We start from the raw sequence: 14,852 nt of genomic DNA on the forward strand, positions 1-14,852 counted from the left end.
ACTTTTGACTCTAATCTTTCTGACTGGCAGTTATGGGCCAAAGGCTAGGTTATATACCTATGAAGTTCCTGAGGGAGCAGAGTGGATTCGTTGTTCAGATGAAAGCCAATACACAGGTTGTTTCCGTTATGATTTAGATCTTGAATCCGAAGTACGTAATGGATGGATCGGGGTCGTTAGTGACGGTGGGTTTGAGCTTCATTGTAATGGTAACCCAGTGGGCGCTCAAACGTATTGGAGGCCGACGCGTGTATTTCAAAACGGGCTCACGGAGCCAGGTCAGCGGGTTGTAGTTCATGAGCCAATGGTTGCTTATAACTTTCCGCGTGAATATCAATGGTCAGGTCATGATAATACTCAGCTCGTTACTTTGTTCGATCTGAGACCTTATTTGAAGAAGGGGAAGAACAGTATAAGTATCGAGGCCGAGGGCCGCGTTATTCAGCCTGAGGTGATAGCATTCGGATCGGTATTAACTAAGGGCGGGCAGGAAACGCAGATTAGGACGAATCGTGAATGGTATGCTGAGCCTATACCTATTGGACTTAGTCAGAATAGTTGGACAATGCCTCTTTACTCAGTGTCTCACTGGAAGAAGGCGATACTTGGCGATCAAAAGAGAAAACGGTTTGTCAGTACGGTTCCTAATCAAGTTTTTGAAAAACCGTTTTATGGGAAATGGATGGTGAAGGATGACCGTGTGGGGGAAACACGTTTTCAAACGGAAGTGAACATTGACGATCCAGCTCAAGCTTACATTCGTATCGCTAGCTATGGAGATTTTTGGATATGGGTGAATGGAGAGCGCCTTGAAGCAAAGGGCCTGCAATCATCATATAATGCTGGCGAATGGAAGGTGCAGTGGTCAGGTCGCCGTCCACTAGCAACTCCAGCAGTAATGTTAGACCCAGATGAAGTCGGTTCTTTTTACGCAGGATATCGATACGAAGACCCGCGACATGGTGACCCAACTAAGAATGACTTCAAGCGATACGAAAATACTCAAAACCGTACGAGAGATCGGCCAAATCAGACTGGGGGGGATCTCACCGGAGATGGAGACGAAGAAAAAGGGCGAGAGCAAGATCCTTATGGGTTCTATGAAGAAGCTGATGCTGCCAAGCCTCTTACACTTAAAAGGAAGGGATTCAGCGCTCAGTTTCACGCATACGATATTAGTGGCTTGCTGGACTCAGGCAGGAATACAATAGAGGTGAAGCTAGTGGAAAATGTTTCTCCTGGTTATAAAGGGAGTCAGCCGATGAAATTTGCTGTGGACGGCGAATGTCACACGCTGGATGGGAATGTGTATGAATTTGCCAGTCTCTCTTGGTTCGATGATAGAAGTGCGCCTGTTAAATTTGGCTACCAAGTGCAGCCTGACGAACTGCCATTGTTAGAGTTCTACAAAAGTAATGATGTAGGGGCAAGTTGGTTGAATAAGGTGTTATGCATTATTGGAGCACTGATACTAGCTATTGTATTGGTGTATCACTATCCTCACTTAGGCAGGTTGAGTGTGATCTACAGTGTCAGCTTAGGGCTCGCTGCAATCTTTGCGTTTAGTATGGCTGAGCGCAGTGAATATCTGTGGTTTTTATTAGAAAATAGAGGGCCATTGCTAGTTGTTCTTTGTATTCTAACCAGTTTGCTAGTCCTGTTGTGTGGCAAGAGGTGGAAGCGGCTACTGAAATCTGAAACTCATAGGACTGTCTGGATTGTTGCCTTGTTGTGTATCGTCTTTATTAGCAGGGCGTGGATGGTGCATTATCAGCCAATTGATGATGATGAGTACGCCTCAATCCAAGCTGTGTTGGCGATTGCTGAAACTGGCGCTCCATACTTGTCTGAAGATATTTGGTACAGTCGGAGCCCTCTTTATCACTACATGGCTGCCGGAGTCGTGAAAATTTTCGGTCCACATATCTGGTCTCTGAGACTCTACTCCGTAGTATTAGCTGTTTTAACAGCATGGGTAATGTGGAGGATCTGTATTAGCTATTTTTCTGAACGTTGGATAGCGTGCGCGAGTGTTCTGATTTTTGCGCTTCATCCCTTTCTAATCTTCAGTGGACACATAGCAAGATTCTATCAGCAACAGCAGCTCATGGTGTTAATGATGATATTCTTGTTCATAGAAGGTTTCATTTTGAGAAAGGGAATGTGGTTTCGGGTGTGGGCTATTATTCTCTTCACTTGTGCTGTTTTGAGCCAAGAGATTAGTATCACTTTTGTCCCCGTTTTTTTAGTAGCCTATCTCTTATTTGGCCGTGGAGTTCCGTTCAAATGGGATATCAAATCACTTGTATATATCGTTTTTGCGGGAGTACTAATAGCGGCAGATATTCTCTTGTTTAAGGTCAAGTGTATCACTGAATCGGTCGGTGTTTCTCCTAATCTGGAAGCCACTATAGCTCCTACTTTCTGGGAGCTTGGTAACTTAGGCTCTATGTTTATAGGTTACTCGAGGTTACATATTGTGCTCGGTTTGTTCTATATTGTGAGCTTTATTTATTCACTCCGCAGGGGGGCAAGTGTGGTGATTACCTTGCATGTATTTTTAATCGTATCGGTAGTTTGTTTTAACCTTTTGATTACCTCTGTGAGTTTCCGCTACATGTATTGTGTGATCCCGCTGTGGATTATTCTTGGAACTCATGGGATAGTGGTGATGAGTAAATGGGTGGCGGCACAGTCTTATCTGAGCTCAGCGAGTTCACTTAGATGGGTGATTTTGGTCGTTGTGTTAGCTTCTATGTCACCTTGGAGGATACCGGCGTCTTACAATGAGAAAATTTTAGGAGACCCAATTTCTTCCTTAGCTTATGTGCGATCACAAATACGTGAGAAAGATAAAGTGATGATCACTGAACCTCATCCGCATGCTGCATTACTAGAACTAGGACGCGTTGATTACGATCTTGTCGTCCCTATTCTCTATGATTTCACGTACCGGTCAGAAGGGGTCTTAAGGGATCGCAATGGAGGAGCAGTTGTGGTCAATCGGTTAGCAGACCTACAAAAGATCTTCGCTAACGAAGAGAGAGTATGGGTGATTCTCAACAGAGAGAAATTCAGGTCTCGGAAGAAGAATATTAGATGGGAGTATCCAGGTGCTCGTGAAGAGCTCTACATACGACAAAATTGTGCATTAAAATACCGTTCCTACCTCTGGGCTGTGTACCTGTGGGATCAATCTTCTGGCGAATTCAATACTTTCCGGAAAGAGCCCGATGGCTGGAGCGAATGAGGTAAGGTTATTCGAGATAAGCCGGGAGTGGCGGCTGTTCTAGATGCTGACCAAGCTCTATGTTTGGTGAGTCAATTATCTAACGCAACCACAGGAGCCTTGTGCGCATTGGCAGGCGGTTTTTGAGGAGCACCCGCAGTGTGTTGGACTGGCGCAGCTGGTGAGGGCGAGAGTTCCGGCACCGACTAGGAGTATACAGATTTTTTTCATAGAAGTTCACTATGGCAGAAAAGGTGGGGGAACTCTAGGGGAAAGGTGAACAGGTGAAATTCGAGATTTTTCGTGGAAAATTCGAAAGATTCGAAAATCGGGAAGAGTGTTTTTGGGAGTTAGGGGGGAAGGCCAGAAAATCGAATGTCATTTGTGCAAAGTCTGATGACTTTGGTAGTGGGGCATCGCGTTGTTACGATGTTAAGATGAACTTTGTTGTTAGTTGGGGTATTTTACTTACGGTTTGAGCTAAGCTTGTCACAGCAGGCTTGTACGAGGGAGGCCTTCAGCCTCGCGCTATTGGTTTCTGCGGTATGGATTCGCGTTACCTGTAATTTTGATTCGCATGTTTCACCGTGCTCTCCATATTTGTAGTCTCATCCTTTTAGCGCACAAAAAAGCCTCAAGACTGGTTAAGTGCTTGAGGCTTTTTTACTTAAAGAAAGTACGCAGACTGGGATTCGAACCCAGGACCAATTGGTTAAAAGCCAACTGCTCTACCAACTGAGCTATCTGCGCGTTTGTTGGTTTTGGTGCTCCTTGCGGTGCGGGCAGAGACGTAGTGGAATCGCGAGGAGGATGCAAGAAGTTTCTGATGGTTTTTTCTATTTTTTTTAGAATGGCGAAAGGTTGAGGTCTCTATGGTATTTGTAATATTTTCAGCCCTAGTTAGTAAGCTAGTTTGAATTTAAAACTGCTTTCGCAAGTGGCTGGGGAGGATGTTGAGTTGGTCGCGGTACTTGGCGATAGTGCGGCGTGCTACTTTGATGCCTTTTTCTTTGAGAGTTTTTTCGATTGCTGAGTCAGAGAGTGGTTTTTGCGGGTTTTCATTAGAGATGAGTTGCTGGATGGTTTCTCTGATGCCGGTGTTTGAGACTTCTTTGCCCTGATCGGTGGTGAAGCCAGTGGTAAAGAAAGTTCTTAGCTCGAACAGGCCGTGTGGGGTGAGAACGTATTTGCCTGCTACAGCACGTGAAATGGTAGCTGGATGAACTTCGATCGTTTCCGCAATGTCGTTCATGGTGAGAGGTTTCAGCGCTTTTGGGCCTTCATCAAAAAACTCTGGTTGGCGTTTTACTAGTTCAAGCGCGAGTTTGTAGAGGGTTTCTTGGCGCTGTGATACTGAGCGGATGAGAATTTTGCCATCGCGGATTTGATCACGTAGATACTGGCGTGCGGTGTTGTCATCAGTGCTTGCCATGAGATCTTTGTACGCATTGCTGATATTGATGTCAGGGATGTTGTCGTTGGTGAGCTGGATTTCGAGGTTGTTAGAAGCGTTTCTGAAGACGACGAGATCTGGTGTAATGTGGGGGTTTGAAGTGGGGTCGAATTCGGCGCCTGGATCAGGGGTGAGGGTGGTGATGGTTTCGGCTGCTTGATTGACGGCTTCAGTAGTGACGCCGAGTTTGCGAGCGATTTCGGGAATGCGCTTGCGCGCTAGAGTGTCGAGGTGCTCGGCCACGATGCGGTATTCGAGCGAGCCTAGCATATCGCGTTTTGCGAGTTGGATGAGCAAGCATTCAGTGAGGTCGGTAGCTGCGGCACCTGGAGGGTCGAAGTTTTGGAGGGCTATTTGAGCGCGCTCGACTGTTCTTAAAGGGAGATTGTTCGCGATGGCGATATCTTCTAAGGGGGTGTCGAAGAAACCACGATCGTTGATATAGCCGATGAGTAAGGTGGCTACTTGTTTTGTTTCGTCGGGCAGAGCCGCTAGAGCTAGTTGGCTGAGTAAGTGCTGTTGAAGTGTCTCGGGGGCCACGATGGAATTGTAGAGGTGTTCCCGTTTGGCATCATCATCGGCGCTTGAACTGGTAGTGCGATGTTCGGTGATACTGAGTTCGCGGAAGTCGTCGTCGAGCTCAGAGAGGGTTTCCATGTCATGTTCGGCGTCTGGGGTGAGCGATTCTTCGAATTGTTCTTCATCGCGATCAATTTCGAGGACTGGATTTGTGAGGAGTGCTTGTTGAAGGATTTGCCCTAGCTCCAGAGAGTTAGCTTGAAGCACTTCAAGGCTCTGCCGCATTTGTGGCGAGAGAACTTGAGATTGGCTTAGATTGTGATGGAGATCGATTCCTGCCATAGTGTAGCGGTTGCTGTATTTAGGAATGGGGCTCTTCCTCTGGAGGGGTTATAGAGGCAAAAATGCGTGTCGTATAGCAGAAATTATGCCAAACGGTTGAATGGTTTATTTTGGTGGTTGTTTATTTAGCATGTGATGTATGAATGATTCGTTTGAAACTGGCTCATTTTAAGCTTGTCTGTTAGTGGTCTGGATGAAATAAGCTTATCTGTCTCGGTTGATTTTAGCTTTAAGAAGATTGGCTTGATTTAAGAGATAAATATTGGGTGAGAAGTGAGAGATTTGTGTTTTTTAAACGAGGTTTAATAGCTCAACCATCTAGACTTATTTTAAAGGGAGATACTAGTTTTAGCTGTTGTTAGAGACAGCTATAAAAAGAGCACCTAATTCCGGGGGGGATTAGGTGCTCGACTTTTTTAGGGGGATGTTTGTTGGGGCTAGCTTAAGCTGGTGGGAGGCTAGGGTCGATAAGGTCACGCCAAGCGTCGATGCCGCCTTTGATATTCACTGTATTTGTAATGTCTTGGTCCGCGAGAAAGGAGCAGGCTTTAGCGCTGCGGCCGCCGGCTTTACAGTGGATATAAATTGTTTTGTCCGTAGGGATTTCGCGATAACGCTGCGGAAGTTCTTGGAGTGGAATCCGCTGGGTGCCATCGAGAGCAGCAGCAGCGACTTCTTCAGGAGTGCGGACGTCAACGAGAATGCCGTCGAGTCCTGTATCGAGTTTTTCTTTGAGTTCGAGTACGGTAATTTCTTTCATGGTAGAGGTGCTTGGTAGGCCACAGAATTGCTCGTAGTCGATGAGTTCTGTGATGGTTGGATTGTTGCCGCAGAGTGGGCATTCTGGGTCTTTTCTGAGGGTGAATTTGCGAAATTCTGTGTTGAGGGCATCGTAGTGAACGAGTTTTCCGAGTGGTGGTTTGCCAGCTCCGAGAATGAGTTTGATCGCTTCCATTGCTTGTAGAGAGCCGATGATGCCTGGGAGTACGCCTAACACACCGGCTTCAGCACAGCTTGGAATGGAGCCTGGTTCAGGGGGGGTAGGGAGCATGCAGCGGTAGCATGGGCCGCCTAGGTGTGGGGCGAAGACGGAAACTTGTCCTTCGAATCGGAAAATGGAGCCGTAGATGTTTGGCTTTTTTAGGAGGTAAGCGACGTCGTTGCTGAGATAGCGGGTGGGGAAGTTATCGGTGCCGTCGATGATGATGTCGTATTCACTAGCGATTTGTTCGGCATTGGCTGCAGTGAAGCGAGTTTCGTGGCATTCGACTTCAATGTAGGGGTTGATTTCGAGGAGCCGAGATTTAGCGCTGTCGAGCTTGGGTTTGCCGATCCATCTTTCGCCATGGATGATTTGCCGCTGTAGATTGGATGATTCGACGTGGTCAGCATCGACTAGGCCGATGCGGCCGACGCCAGCGGCTGCGAGATACATGGCAGCTGGAGCACCGAGACCGCCGGTGCCGATACAGAGGATGGCACTTTGCTTGAGCTTTTCTTGTCCTTCTTCACCGACTTCTGGTAGGGTGAAATGGCGGGCATAGCGTTGCTTCTCGGCAGGTGTGAGCATGGGGGAAGTAGAGAGGAAAATGGATGGAGGAGAAAGAATAAAGTGGGTAGTGATTTGTGGGATGGGTGACTAGTTTTTAATTAACATTAGGTGTCGACTCTGTCATGGAGTCATCCTTGGTTCAATCAGCTAGGATATGTTGTATACTATTTGTTAGAGCGCATAATGAGTGAGCAAGGTAAATTTAAATGGGTGATCGTAGATGGGATTGGTCCTTTTTTCCGGAGTTATAATAAGAGGCGGATTAACTGGTCTAAGATTCCATTAGCAGAGTTGCCAGTAGAAGGGGATGCGGCTGATGTATATTGGAGGGCGGTGCGGGAGGAAATGGCTGAGTTTGTGCAACGGGTGCGAGCGCATGGGTACAATACGGTGACGCTGGATGATGTAGCTCACGTTACGCTGCACGAGAGTTATACTGACGCTTTAAAACTACGCGTCAAAAGGCTGGCGAAGGAGATGCGGATCTTGATTCAGATCATCAAAAATGCGGGGTTACGCGTTCTGATGACTAGTGATGTCGTGCCGATGACAGCGACTCTGGTTGAGGGGATGGGTGGGAGGCGGAGTGAGATCGCGCGATACTTTAAGGCATTGTTAGAGAATTTTATTCTCGAGTTTCCTGAGGTGGATGGGGTGGTTTTGCGTTTGGGTGAGGGTGATGGGAAGGATGTTAAGGGAGATATTAACAATTCCTTGTTCATTGAGACAGCGAAGCAGGCAAATGTGATGCTCAAGGATCTTTTGGAGAGGTTTAAATTTCATCAGAGAGTATTGGTTTGTCGGACGTGGACTGTGGGGGCGTATCCGGTAGGTGATCTGATTTGGCATCGTAAACGGGTACGTGGATTGTTGAGCGGAATCGAGAGCGACTTCTTCATTCTTTCGCTCAAATATGGAGAGAGTGATTTTTTCCGTTATCTTCCACTCAATCATGCATTTTTTGAGACTTCGGTGCAGAAGGTGATCGAGTTCCAAGCGCGTCGTGAATACGAGGGGGCTGGCGAGTATCCTAGTTTTATTGGCTGGGATGTGGAGCGGTACGCGCAGGAGTTAGTAGGTGCGAACAATTTGGTTGGGATGAGTGTCTGGGTGCAGACTGGGGGCTGGCATGCATTTTCTAGGAGAGCCTATATTGGTGAAGGCTCGTACTGGGTTGAGCTGAATAGCGCGGTGACGGTGCAGGTGCTGCAGTATGGTCGCTCGGTGGACGAGGCTCTGTCGAAGTTCTATGGTTCGATCAAGTTGGAGCAGGTGAGGAGGTTTTTAGAGTTGTCGACTGAGGTGATTATGAAGGGGCTTTATGTTGAAGAATTTGCTCAGCAGAAATGGTTTTTTCGCAGAGTGCGAATTCCGCCACTTTTGCACGTGTACTGGGATTGTATCTTTTTTCAGCATCCGATCAAGAAGGTCATGAAGCATTTTGTCGAGGATGAGCAAAAGGCGATTCGAGATGGCTATGCAGTTTTAGAAAATTTTGAGGAAATGGAAAACCTAGCGGAAAAGCTTGGTTGGAGCGTGGAGGATGTGCGTTTCATGCACGATTCTTATAAGCTGATCGCGCTGGCACGGGGGTATATTTTTGCTCCGTATACTCCTGAAGTTAAGGAACGTATATTGGCTGCTAAGCGTGAGTATAAAGCTCTGCACCCTCGTTCACAGCGACCGCGCTACAGAGTAAAAACGAGTTTTAAACGTCTAGAGCTGAGCAGTCAGAAAATAGCTTTAGTGAAGCGCCTATTTTTTAGAAAAAAAAGAGGTTATCGTCTGTTAGATCATCTAGTGACGATTCACCTCTTAGGCTATATTTATAGGCTCTTCCACAAGCGGTATGAGCATAAGATTCCCAAGTTTGCTCGTAAAAGCGCCATGGGAATCGATGCTATACTTAAGTAGTGTGAGAGCTGAGTTTAATGCTGGTCTTTGTCTGCCGGAGCTGGTTGCCAGCCGAGTTTTTTCTCGATGGCGCGAATCATGAGTCCGGCGATGTCTTTGCCGGTTGCAGTTTCGATGCCTTCGAGGCCCGGTGAGGAATTTACTTCAAGCAGGAGAGGTCCCTTCCGGGAGCGAATGATGTCCACGCCTGCGACTTGGAGGCCGAAAGCTTTTGCTGATTTAATGGCAAGTGCGCGCTCCTGTGGGGTGATTTTGACAATGTTCGCTTGTCCTCCTTGGTGAATGTTAGCTCGGAATTCACCGGCGGCGGCTGAGCGTTCAATAGAGGCCACGACTTTGCCATCGATGACAAAGCAACGGAGATCTTTGCCGTCGGCTTCTTTGACAAATTCCTGGACGAGGAGGTTGGCGTTGAGTGCCTTAAAGGCATTGATTACGGACTCGGCTGCTTTTTTCGTTTCAGCGAGTACGACGCCGCGGCCTTGGGAGCCTTCGAGGAGTTTGACGATTAGTGGAGCGCCTCCGACCATTTCGATGAGATCATTGGTGTCCATTGGAGAATGAGCGAATCCAGAGGTGGGAATGTCTAGTCCATGTTTGAGCATGAGCTGCATGGAGAAGAGTTTATCGCGCGAACGGCTAATGGAGTCCGAGGAGTTGAGCGAATATTTACCGATGCTTTCAAAGTGGCGCGTGAGGGCGCAACCGTAGAAGGTGACGCTTGGACGAATGCGTGGAATGACTGCGTCGAGCATGTTGAGACTGTGGCCACCACGCAAGAGGACAGCTGGAGACTCAGCGTCCATTTTTAGGTAACAATGTTTGATGTTGACGAAGTGGATGTTGTGGCCTCGCTGCTCACCAGCCTCGATGATGCGCTGATTGCTGTAGAGGTTTGGGTTAGACGCGAGGATGCCGATGTTGAGGCCTTTGTGTTTTGGCTCTGAGATTCCGTAGAGTTTGATGATTTCTTCAGAATTAAGTTCGCCGTGACAGAGTTCTTCTGAAGGATCGACGAGCATGCGACCTTGCATTGCTTCGCGACCAAGGAGCATGCGGTAGCCCATGGTGTCGCGGTTGGTGAGAGTCACCTCGATACTGAAAGTCTCTCCAGCGAGCTCGAGGGTGGTACGGATGACGTAGCGTTTTTCGCGCTCACCGTTTGAGGATTTGATGACACGCTTGTCGATGGTTTTGGCTTCGCAGCGTACGACAGTTTTACGATTTTTTTGAATAGGATGGACGTCAAAATTCACCCAGTTTTCGCCATCGCGAGTGAAACTGTGGATGTTAAATGCGTGAAGCGATGATGTCTTCGCTCCAGAGTCGACACGCGCCTTGATAGCCGGGACGTTAAGAGATGGAAGGGCAAGCCATTCGGAGCTGCCGACGATGAGTTTTTGTTCGTTCATAATGCGGTTTGTTCTCTGTTTCTAGATATGGAGTTAGAGGTGGGAAAGGGACGAATGGCAACATTATTACCATAAAAAAAGCGCAGAGCCGGAGCCCTGCGCTTTTGGTTCATTGTGTAGGTAAAGTTGTTTATCGAATTCGTTCAAGCAGCCAAGGGAGGAGCTCGGAGATCGAGATGCGTTCCTGCTCCATAGAGTCGCGGTGGCGCACGGTGACGGTGTCGGAGAGGTCTTCTCCGTTCGGGCCTTCTTCACCGAGGGTTTCGAAATCGATGGCAATACAGAAAGGTGTACCAATTTCGTCTTGGCGTCTGTAGCGACGACCGATAGCAGCAGCTTCATCGTAGAAAACATTCATGAATGGCTGAAGGAGTTTTTGAACTTCTTTTGCTTTCGCTACGAGCTCTGGTTTATTTTTTAAGAGCGGAAGGATAGCAGCCTTGATCGGAGCGACAGATGGTTTGAAGCGCATGACGGTGCGTTCGTCTTTCTTGCCGCCTTCTTTGGTGAGATCTTCGACATCGTATGCTTCGCAAATGAGTGCGAGCACTGTACGGTCGCAGCCGGCGGATGGTTCGACGACGTGTGGGATGAAGCGTTCTTTCGTTTCTTCATCGAAGTATTCCAGAGTCTTTCCTGAGTGGTCTTGGTGCTTGCCGAGATCGTATGCACCTCTGTAGGCGACGCCTTCGAGTTCTTGGATGCCGAATGGGAATTCGTATTCAATATCGTAGGTTTTCGCGGAGTAGTGCGCGCGCTCTCCATCTGGGACATCGAGTACGTGGAGTTTTGTGCGTGGGACACCGATTTCCTCGTAGAAAGAAAGGCGTGTTTCGAGCCATTCTTCAGTTAAACGGAGACCGTCTTCTGGACGACAGAAGTACTCGATTTCCATTTGTTCAAATTCGCGGGAGCGGAATGTGAAGTTGCGCGGGTTGATTTCGTTGCGGAATGCTTTGCCGATCTGCGCGATGCCGAATGGCAGCTTCACACGCGAGGAATCGAGGACGTTTTTGTACTGAACGAAGATGCTTTGGGCTGTTTCCGGACGAAGGTAAGCGACGGCATTTGGGTCGTTAGCGTCGGAAGATGCTCCCATTTTGGTTTGGAACATGAGGTTGAACTCACGTGGCTCGGTGAGGAGTGATCCGTTTTCTGGGTTGTAGCTTGTGGTGTCTACTTCTTCGGTGGTGGTTTCGCCTACGAGCTCGAGCTTCTTCGGTGCGATCTGTTTGTCGCTGAGGAACTGAGCGTAGTATTGCTTCGCTGTTTTACGCGCTTTGTTTTCGTCCTGATTCGCTGTCGGGTCGATGAGTACGGAGAATGGTTTTTCAATAGACCAGCCAGATTCAGCATGGCTTGCGCCAGTGTAGTGGTAGGCTGTGCCTGTTTGTGGATCGATCTGGTCGGCACGCAGGCGAGCCTTGGAAAGTAGGCAGTCGCACATTGGATCGGAGAATCCGCCGACATGCCCAGAAGCGGTAAGTACAGCGTGGTGGTTGAGAATTGAGCCGTCCATGCCGAGGATGTCGTCGCGTTCTTGGACATTTTTGCGCCACCACACTTCTTTGAGGTTACGTTTGAGTTCGGTCCCAAGTGGGCCGTAGTCCCAGCAGCCATTGAGTCCGCCATAGAGTTCTGCGGATTGGTAGATGAAGCCTTTGCTCTTACAGAGGGAGACAATTTTCTCCATCTTCTGTGGGTCGGTGTTTTCTCTTTCAGCCATGATAAAAAGTGATTTGTGAACGCGGATAGAAGCAGTGCCTAGGCGCTTCGGCAAGAGTGAACTTTGTATCTATGAGCCGCAGCTACAGCAATCACATCCGCAGCAAGAGTCTCCACAATCACAACTGCTAGAAGAAATGTCGCAGCAACAATTGTCACATGGGAAGCAGTCGAAGCGATCCCAGCAGGAATTTGAGCGCTCTTTTTTCTTTTTGGGTGTCTTCGGGGTGGGGCTGTGAATGAGGTCGTTATGGTAGCTGGTTGTTTGCTCTGCTATGGCGAGTAAGCTTTCGTGGTGACGTTTGAGAGGGAGTCTGCGCAGTGATGTATTAAATTTTTGAAATGATTCTTCTGCTAGAGATTGGCATTCAGTGAGGTCGCGGTGGAGTAACGGGTTGTAGTGGCTGTTTTTTCGATCGCTTGGGAGGTCGTCGACCGCGTCTCTGAGATAGATGAGCTGACCTAGGTTAAATCCGACAATGGCGAGCTCAGGAGATTTCGGGATTTTAAGTACTCGATGCAGGTGCTCGAAAATTGTTTGGTAGGATTGCGCGGTCGGAGTTGCAGCTTCGGCGATACTGTGGCTTGGAGTTTCGACGAGATGTTGGTTTTTAAGTGACTTTTGTACGGATGCAGTGGGGAAATAAAGGGAATTAAGTGTATTGATTGCTCTATCTTGCCAAGGACGTGTGAGCGTGTGTAGGGAGCCGGCTGCGAATTTCCGCCAGCCTACGTGGTCGCTTGTGTCATCTTTGCATTTTTCGGTAAGTCCACAGATTGTGATGGCTGCAGAATATTGTTGGATACTTGAGTCAATGGTGAGACTGCATGGTGTGGACAGTGGGTTGCAGCAGGTGCTTATCGTTTGCTGGGTTGCAGCGGGGGCGAGTGAAGCACCGAGTAAGGTGAGAAATGTGGAATCGCGATTCACTAAGAAGCGAGCGCTGTGGCCGTAGTCATTTTTTAATCTGCATGAGAGACCGCAGAAGAAGCTTTTGTAGAGGGAGTGTGATGCCTTCTGGCAGCAGGAGGCTGGGGAGCGTGTGAAGCCAAACATAATAGATGAGAGGTGTTTTCGCTAGTTGGAGACTGTTAGTCAAGTTGCGGATAGCTGCCGATTGTCGTTGAGCGTACTGAAACTGCAGCATATGATTCTTCTATGCGATGCTCAGTTGTTAGAGAGTTAGATAGTTTAGATGCATTTTTAAAGCAGAAGGGACAGCTTCATTGTGCGGTGGTGCAAGGCTTGGATTTTACAAATGTTGAAGTTGATTGGGAGCGTCTTGATTTTGATGGGGTCGTTTTTCTGGGATGCCATTTCCCAAAAGAAGTCACCGCAGACTTCCTAATAAATAAGGGAGCGGTGATTTTTCCTGCGTTTCCAAATCTTCCCTACAATCCCTATAGGAATAGATTGTATGCGAGAGAGGAGTTGATGGAGGGCTGGACTGAAGCTGAAGACAGAAGTGTCGATAAGCGTATTTACGATCACTTCGTGAAAAAGGGGCGGAGCAAAGCAGATATTTTGGAGTCACTAGCTCAACGATTGCACGATCACGCTATCGATGATGGTGTCAGAGATTTGTTAGGTGGAAGGATCGAAACTGGTGGGGAGAAGAAAGTCGTTGGAATTATGGGCGGGCACAGCACGGCACGTGACGATGTATATTATAAAAAGGTGGTGAGGCTTGCTCGTGACCTTTCGCGTGCTGGCTACTTTATTGCATCAGGCGGTGGCCCTGGGACAATGGAAGCAGCGAATCTTGGAGCTTGGTTGATCGATGTGTCTGATGAAGAGCTTGAGGAGGTATTCCAGATTCTTGCAAGAGCGCCCCATTTCGAATCGCCCGGTTATATGCAGGCTGCACGAAAAGTATTAGAGAGGCATCCGAAGGGGGGAACAAGTTTAGCTATTCCAACATGGTTCTATGGTCACGAACCGAGTAATTTATTCAGTAAACACATCGCAAAATACTTTTCTAACAGTATTCGCGAGGATGGTCTCTTAGCGATCGCGACGCATGGAGTCGTCTTTGCACCCGGAAGTGCGGGGACGACACAGGAGATCTTTATGGATGCCACGCAAAATCACTATGTAACCTTCGATGAAGTGAGTCCGATGATCTTCTTAGGTGAGAAACGTTATACTGAAGATACGATGTTGTTTCCCTGCCTTGAGCAGTTGGCGCAAGGGAGAGATTACGCCGCGTATATTCATTGTACGGATGAAGTAGACTCTGCGGTGTCTTTTGTGCGTACGCATCCACCTTTTAAAGTATCGAAATAAGAGTTTTTGAGGCTGTTAGGGCTAAGTATGAGCTAAAAAGGTTAAGGTGTCTTAAATGAATCCTTTTTGATGAGATTGAATCTGATGAAAGTTTAATCTCGAAAATGACAGGTTATAAGTGACTTGTGAGATGTGCTGAGAATTAGGTGATGAAAAAGTGTCGAAAGGTCTTGCGCGGAGTCATGGAATATGTAGATTGCGCCCCGCCTCACCCACTAAGGGGAGCGCAGCAAGGAATTAACTAAGTTGATTTGAAACACGGTTTCACAAGTTAAGTAGTTCCTGCTGAACGAGATCTTTTACACATTACATGGCTTGGTTAAAATGCAGAGTTCGCTCTGGAAGGTTTAACTAAGTGGAAGAGGAAAGACTGAATTGTGCGCTGCGGTAGATGAAAATCTGACGCAGGCAAGATTGGA

Annotated in this window: 8 protein-coding genes and 1 tRNA gene; 3 read left to right on the plus strand and 6 right to left on the minus strand. The window is 47.8% G+C overall.

The genetic code is table 11. The annotated features are described in order from the left end of the window. The first annotated feature begins 304 nt into the window (after positions 1-304). Positions 305-3,250: an ArnT family glycosyltransferase gene (locus ACFPK9_RS13100; RefSeq protein ID WP_377095357.1), complete on the plus strand. Its 2,946-nt coding sequence runs from the start codon at positions 305-307 to the stop codon at positions 3,248-3,250. Between the two features lie 656 nt (positions 3,251-3,906). On the opposite strand, the gene ACFPK9_RS13105 is transcribed toward ACFPK9_RS13100, so the two are convergent. From ACFPK9_RS13105 to moeB, 3 genes are all read right to left on the minus strand, one after another. After that, positions 3,907-3,979, minus strand: a tRNA-Lys gene (locus ACFPK9_RS13105). Between the two features lie 169 nt (positions 3,980-4,148). Further along, positions 4,149-5,543 (minus strand): RNA polymerase factor sigma-54, encoded by a 1,395-nt coding sequence (rpoN, locus tag ACFPK9_RS13110; RefSeq protein ID WP_377095358.1) that lies wholly within the window; start codon positions 5,541-5,543, stop codon positions 4,149-4,151. Positions 5,544-5,985: 442 nt separating this feature from the next. Further along, positions 5,986-7,113, minus strand: coding sequence for a molybdopterin-synthase adenylyltransferase MoeB (moeB, locus tag ACFPK9_RS13115; protein ID WP_377095359.1), 1,128 nt, complete (start codon positions 7,111-7,113; stop codon positions 5,986-5,988). 165 nt (positions 7,114-7,278) lie between these two features. Here moeB and ACFPK9_RS13120 point away from each other — a divergent pair, with 165 nt between their 5' ends. Then, complete coding sequence (locus ACFPK9_RS13120) at positions 7,279-9,009, plus strand: hypothetical protein (RefSeq protein WP_377095360.1); 1,731 nt, start codon at positions 7,279-7,281, stop codon at positions 9,007-9,009. A gap of 14 nt (positions 9,010-9,023) precedes the next feature. Here ACFPK9_RS13120 and rimK read toward each other — a convergent pair whose 3' ends face one another. The 3 genes from rimK to ACFPK9_RS13135 form a co-directional block, all read right to left on the minus strand. Beyond that, positions 9,024-10,421 (minus strand): 30S ribosomal protein S6--L-glutamate ligase, encoded by a 1,398-nt coding sequence (rimK, locus tag ACFPK9_RS13125; protein ID WP_377095361.1) that lies wholly within the window; start codon positions 10,419-10,421, stop codon positions 9,024-9,026. 130 nt (positions 10,422-10,551) lie between these two features. Further along, complete coding sequence (locus tag ACFPK9_RS13130) at positions 10,552-12,147, minus strand: glycine--tRNA ligase (RefSeq protein ID WP_377095362.1); 1,596 nt, start codon at positions 12,145-12,147, stop codon at positions 10,552-10,554. Between the two features lie 69 nt (positions 12,148-12,216). After that, positions 12,217-13,203, minus strand: a complete 987-nt coding sequence (locus ACFPK9_RS13135) for a DUF5685 family protein (protein WP_377095363.1) — start codon at positions 13,201-13,203, stop codon at positions 12,217-12,219. A 102-nt stretch (positions 13,204-13,305) separates the two neighbouring features. Here ACFPK9_RS13135 and ACFPK9_RS13140 point away from each other — a divergent pair, with 102 nt between their 5' ends. Then, the gene (locus ACFPK9_RS13140) at positions 13,306-14,433 is read left to right on the plus strand and encodes an LOG family protein (RefSeq protein ID WP_377095364.1); all 1,128 of its coding nucleotides are present in this window, start codon (positions 13,306-13,308) and stop codon (positions 14,431-14,433) included. The last annotated feature ends 419 nt before the right edge of the window (positions 14,434-14,852 follow it).

The organism is Rubritalea spongiae (assembly GCF_042652385.1).
GTDB lineage: Bacteria > Verrucomicrobiota > Verrucomicrobiia > Verrucomicrobiales > Akkermansiaceae > Rubritalea > Rubritalea spongiae.

What these genes read in the sequence shown, in the direction of transcription:
- ACFPK9_RS13135 (WP_377095363.1), bottom strand. Translation starts at nt 13,203, where the DNA reads ATGTTTGGCTTCACACGCTCCCCAGCCTCCTGCTGCCAGAAGGCATCA.
- rpoN (WP_377095358.1), bottom strand. Translation starts at nt 5,543, where the DNA reads ATGGCAGGAATCGATCTCCATCACAATCTAAGCCAATCTCAAGTTCTC.
- rimK (WP_377095361.1), bottom strand. Translation starts at nt 10,421, where the DNA reads ATGAACGAACAAAAACTCATCGTCGGCAGCTCCGAATGGCTTGCCCTT.
- ACFPK9_RS13100 (WP_377095357.1), top strand. Translation starts at nt 305, where the DNA reads ATGGTTGCTTATAACTTTCCGCGTGAATATCAATGGTCAGGTCATGAT.
- ACFPK9_RS13130 (WP_377095362.1), bottom strand. Translation starts at nt 12,147, where the DNA reads ATGGCTGAAAGAGAAAACACCGACCCACAGAAGATGGAGAAAATTGTC.
- ACFPK9_RS13140 (WP_377095364.1), top strand. Translation starts at nt 13,306, where the DNA reads ATGCGATGCTCAGTTGTTAGAGAGTTAGATAGTTTAGATGCATTTTTA.
- moeB (WP_377095359.1), bottom strand. Translation starts at nt 7,113, where the DNA reads ATGCTCACACCTGCCGAGAAGCAACGCTATGCCCGCCATTTCACCCTA.
- ACFPK9_RS13120 (WP_377095360.1), top strand. Translation starts at nt 7,279, where the DNA reads ATGAGTGAGCAAGGTAAATTTAAATGGGTGATCGTAGATGGGATTGGT.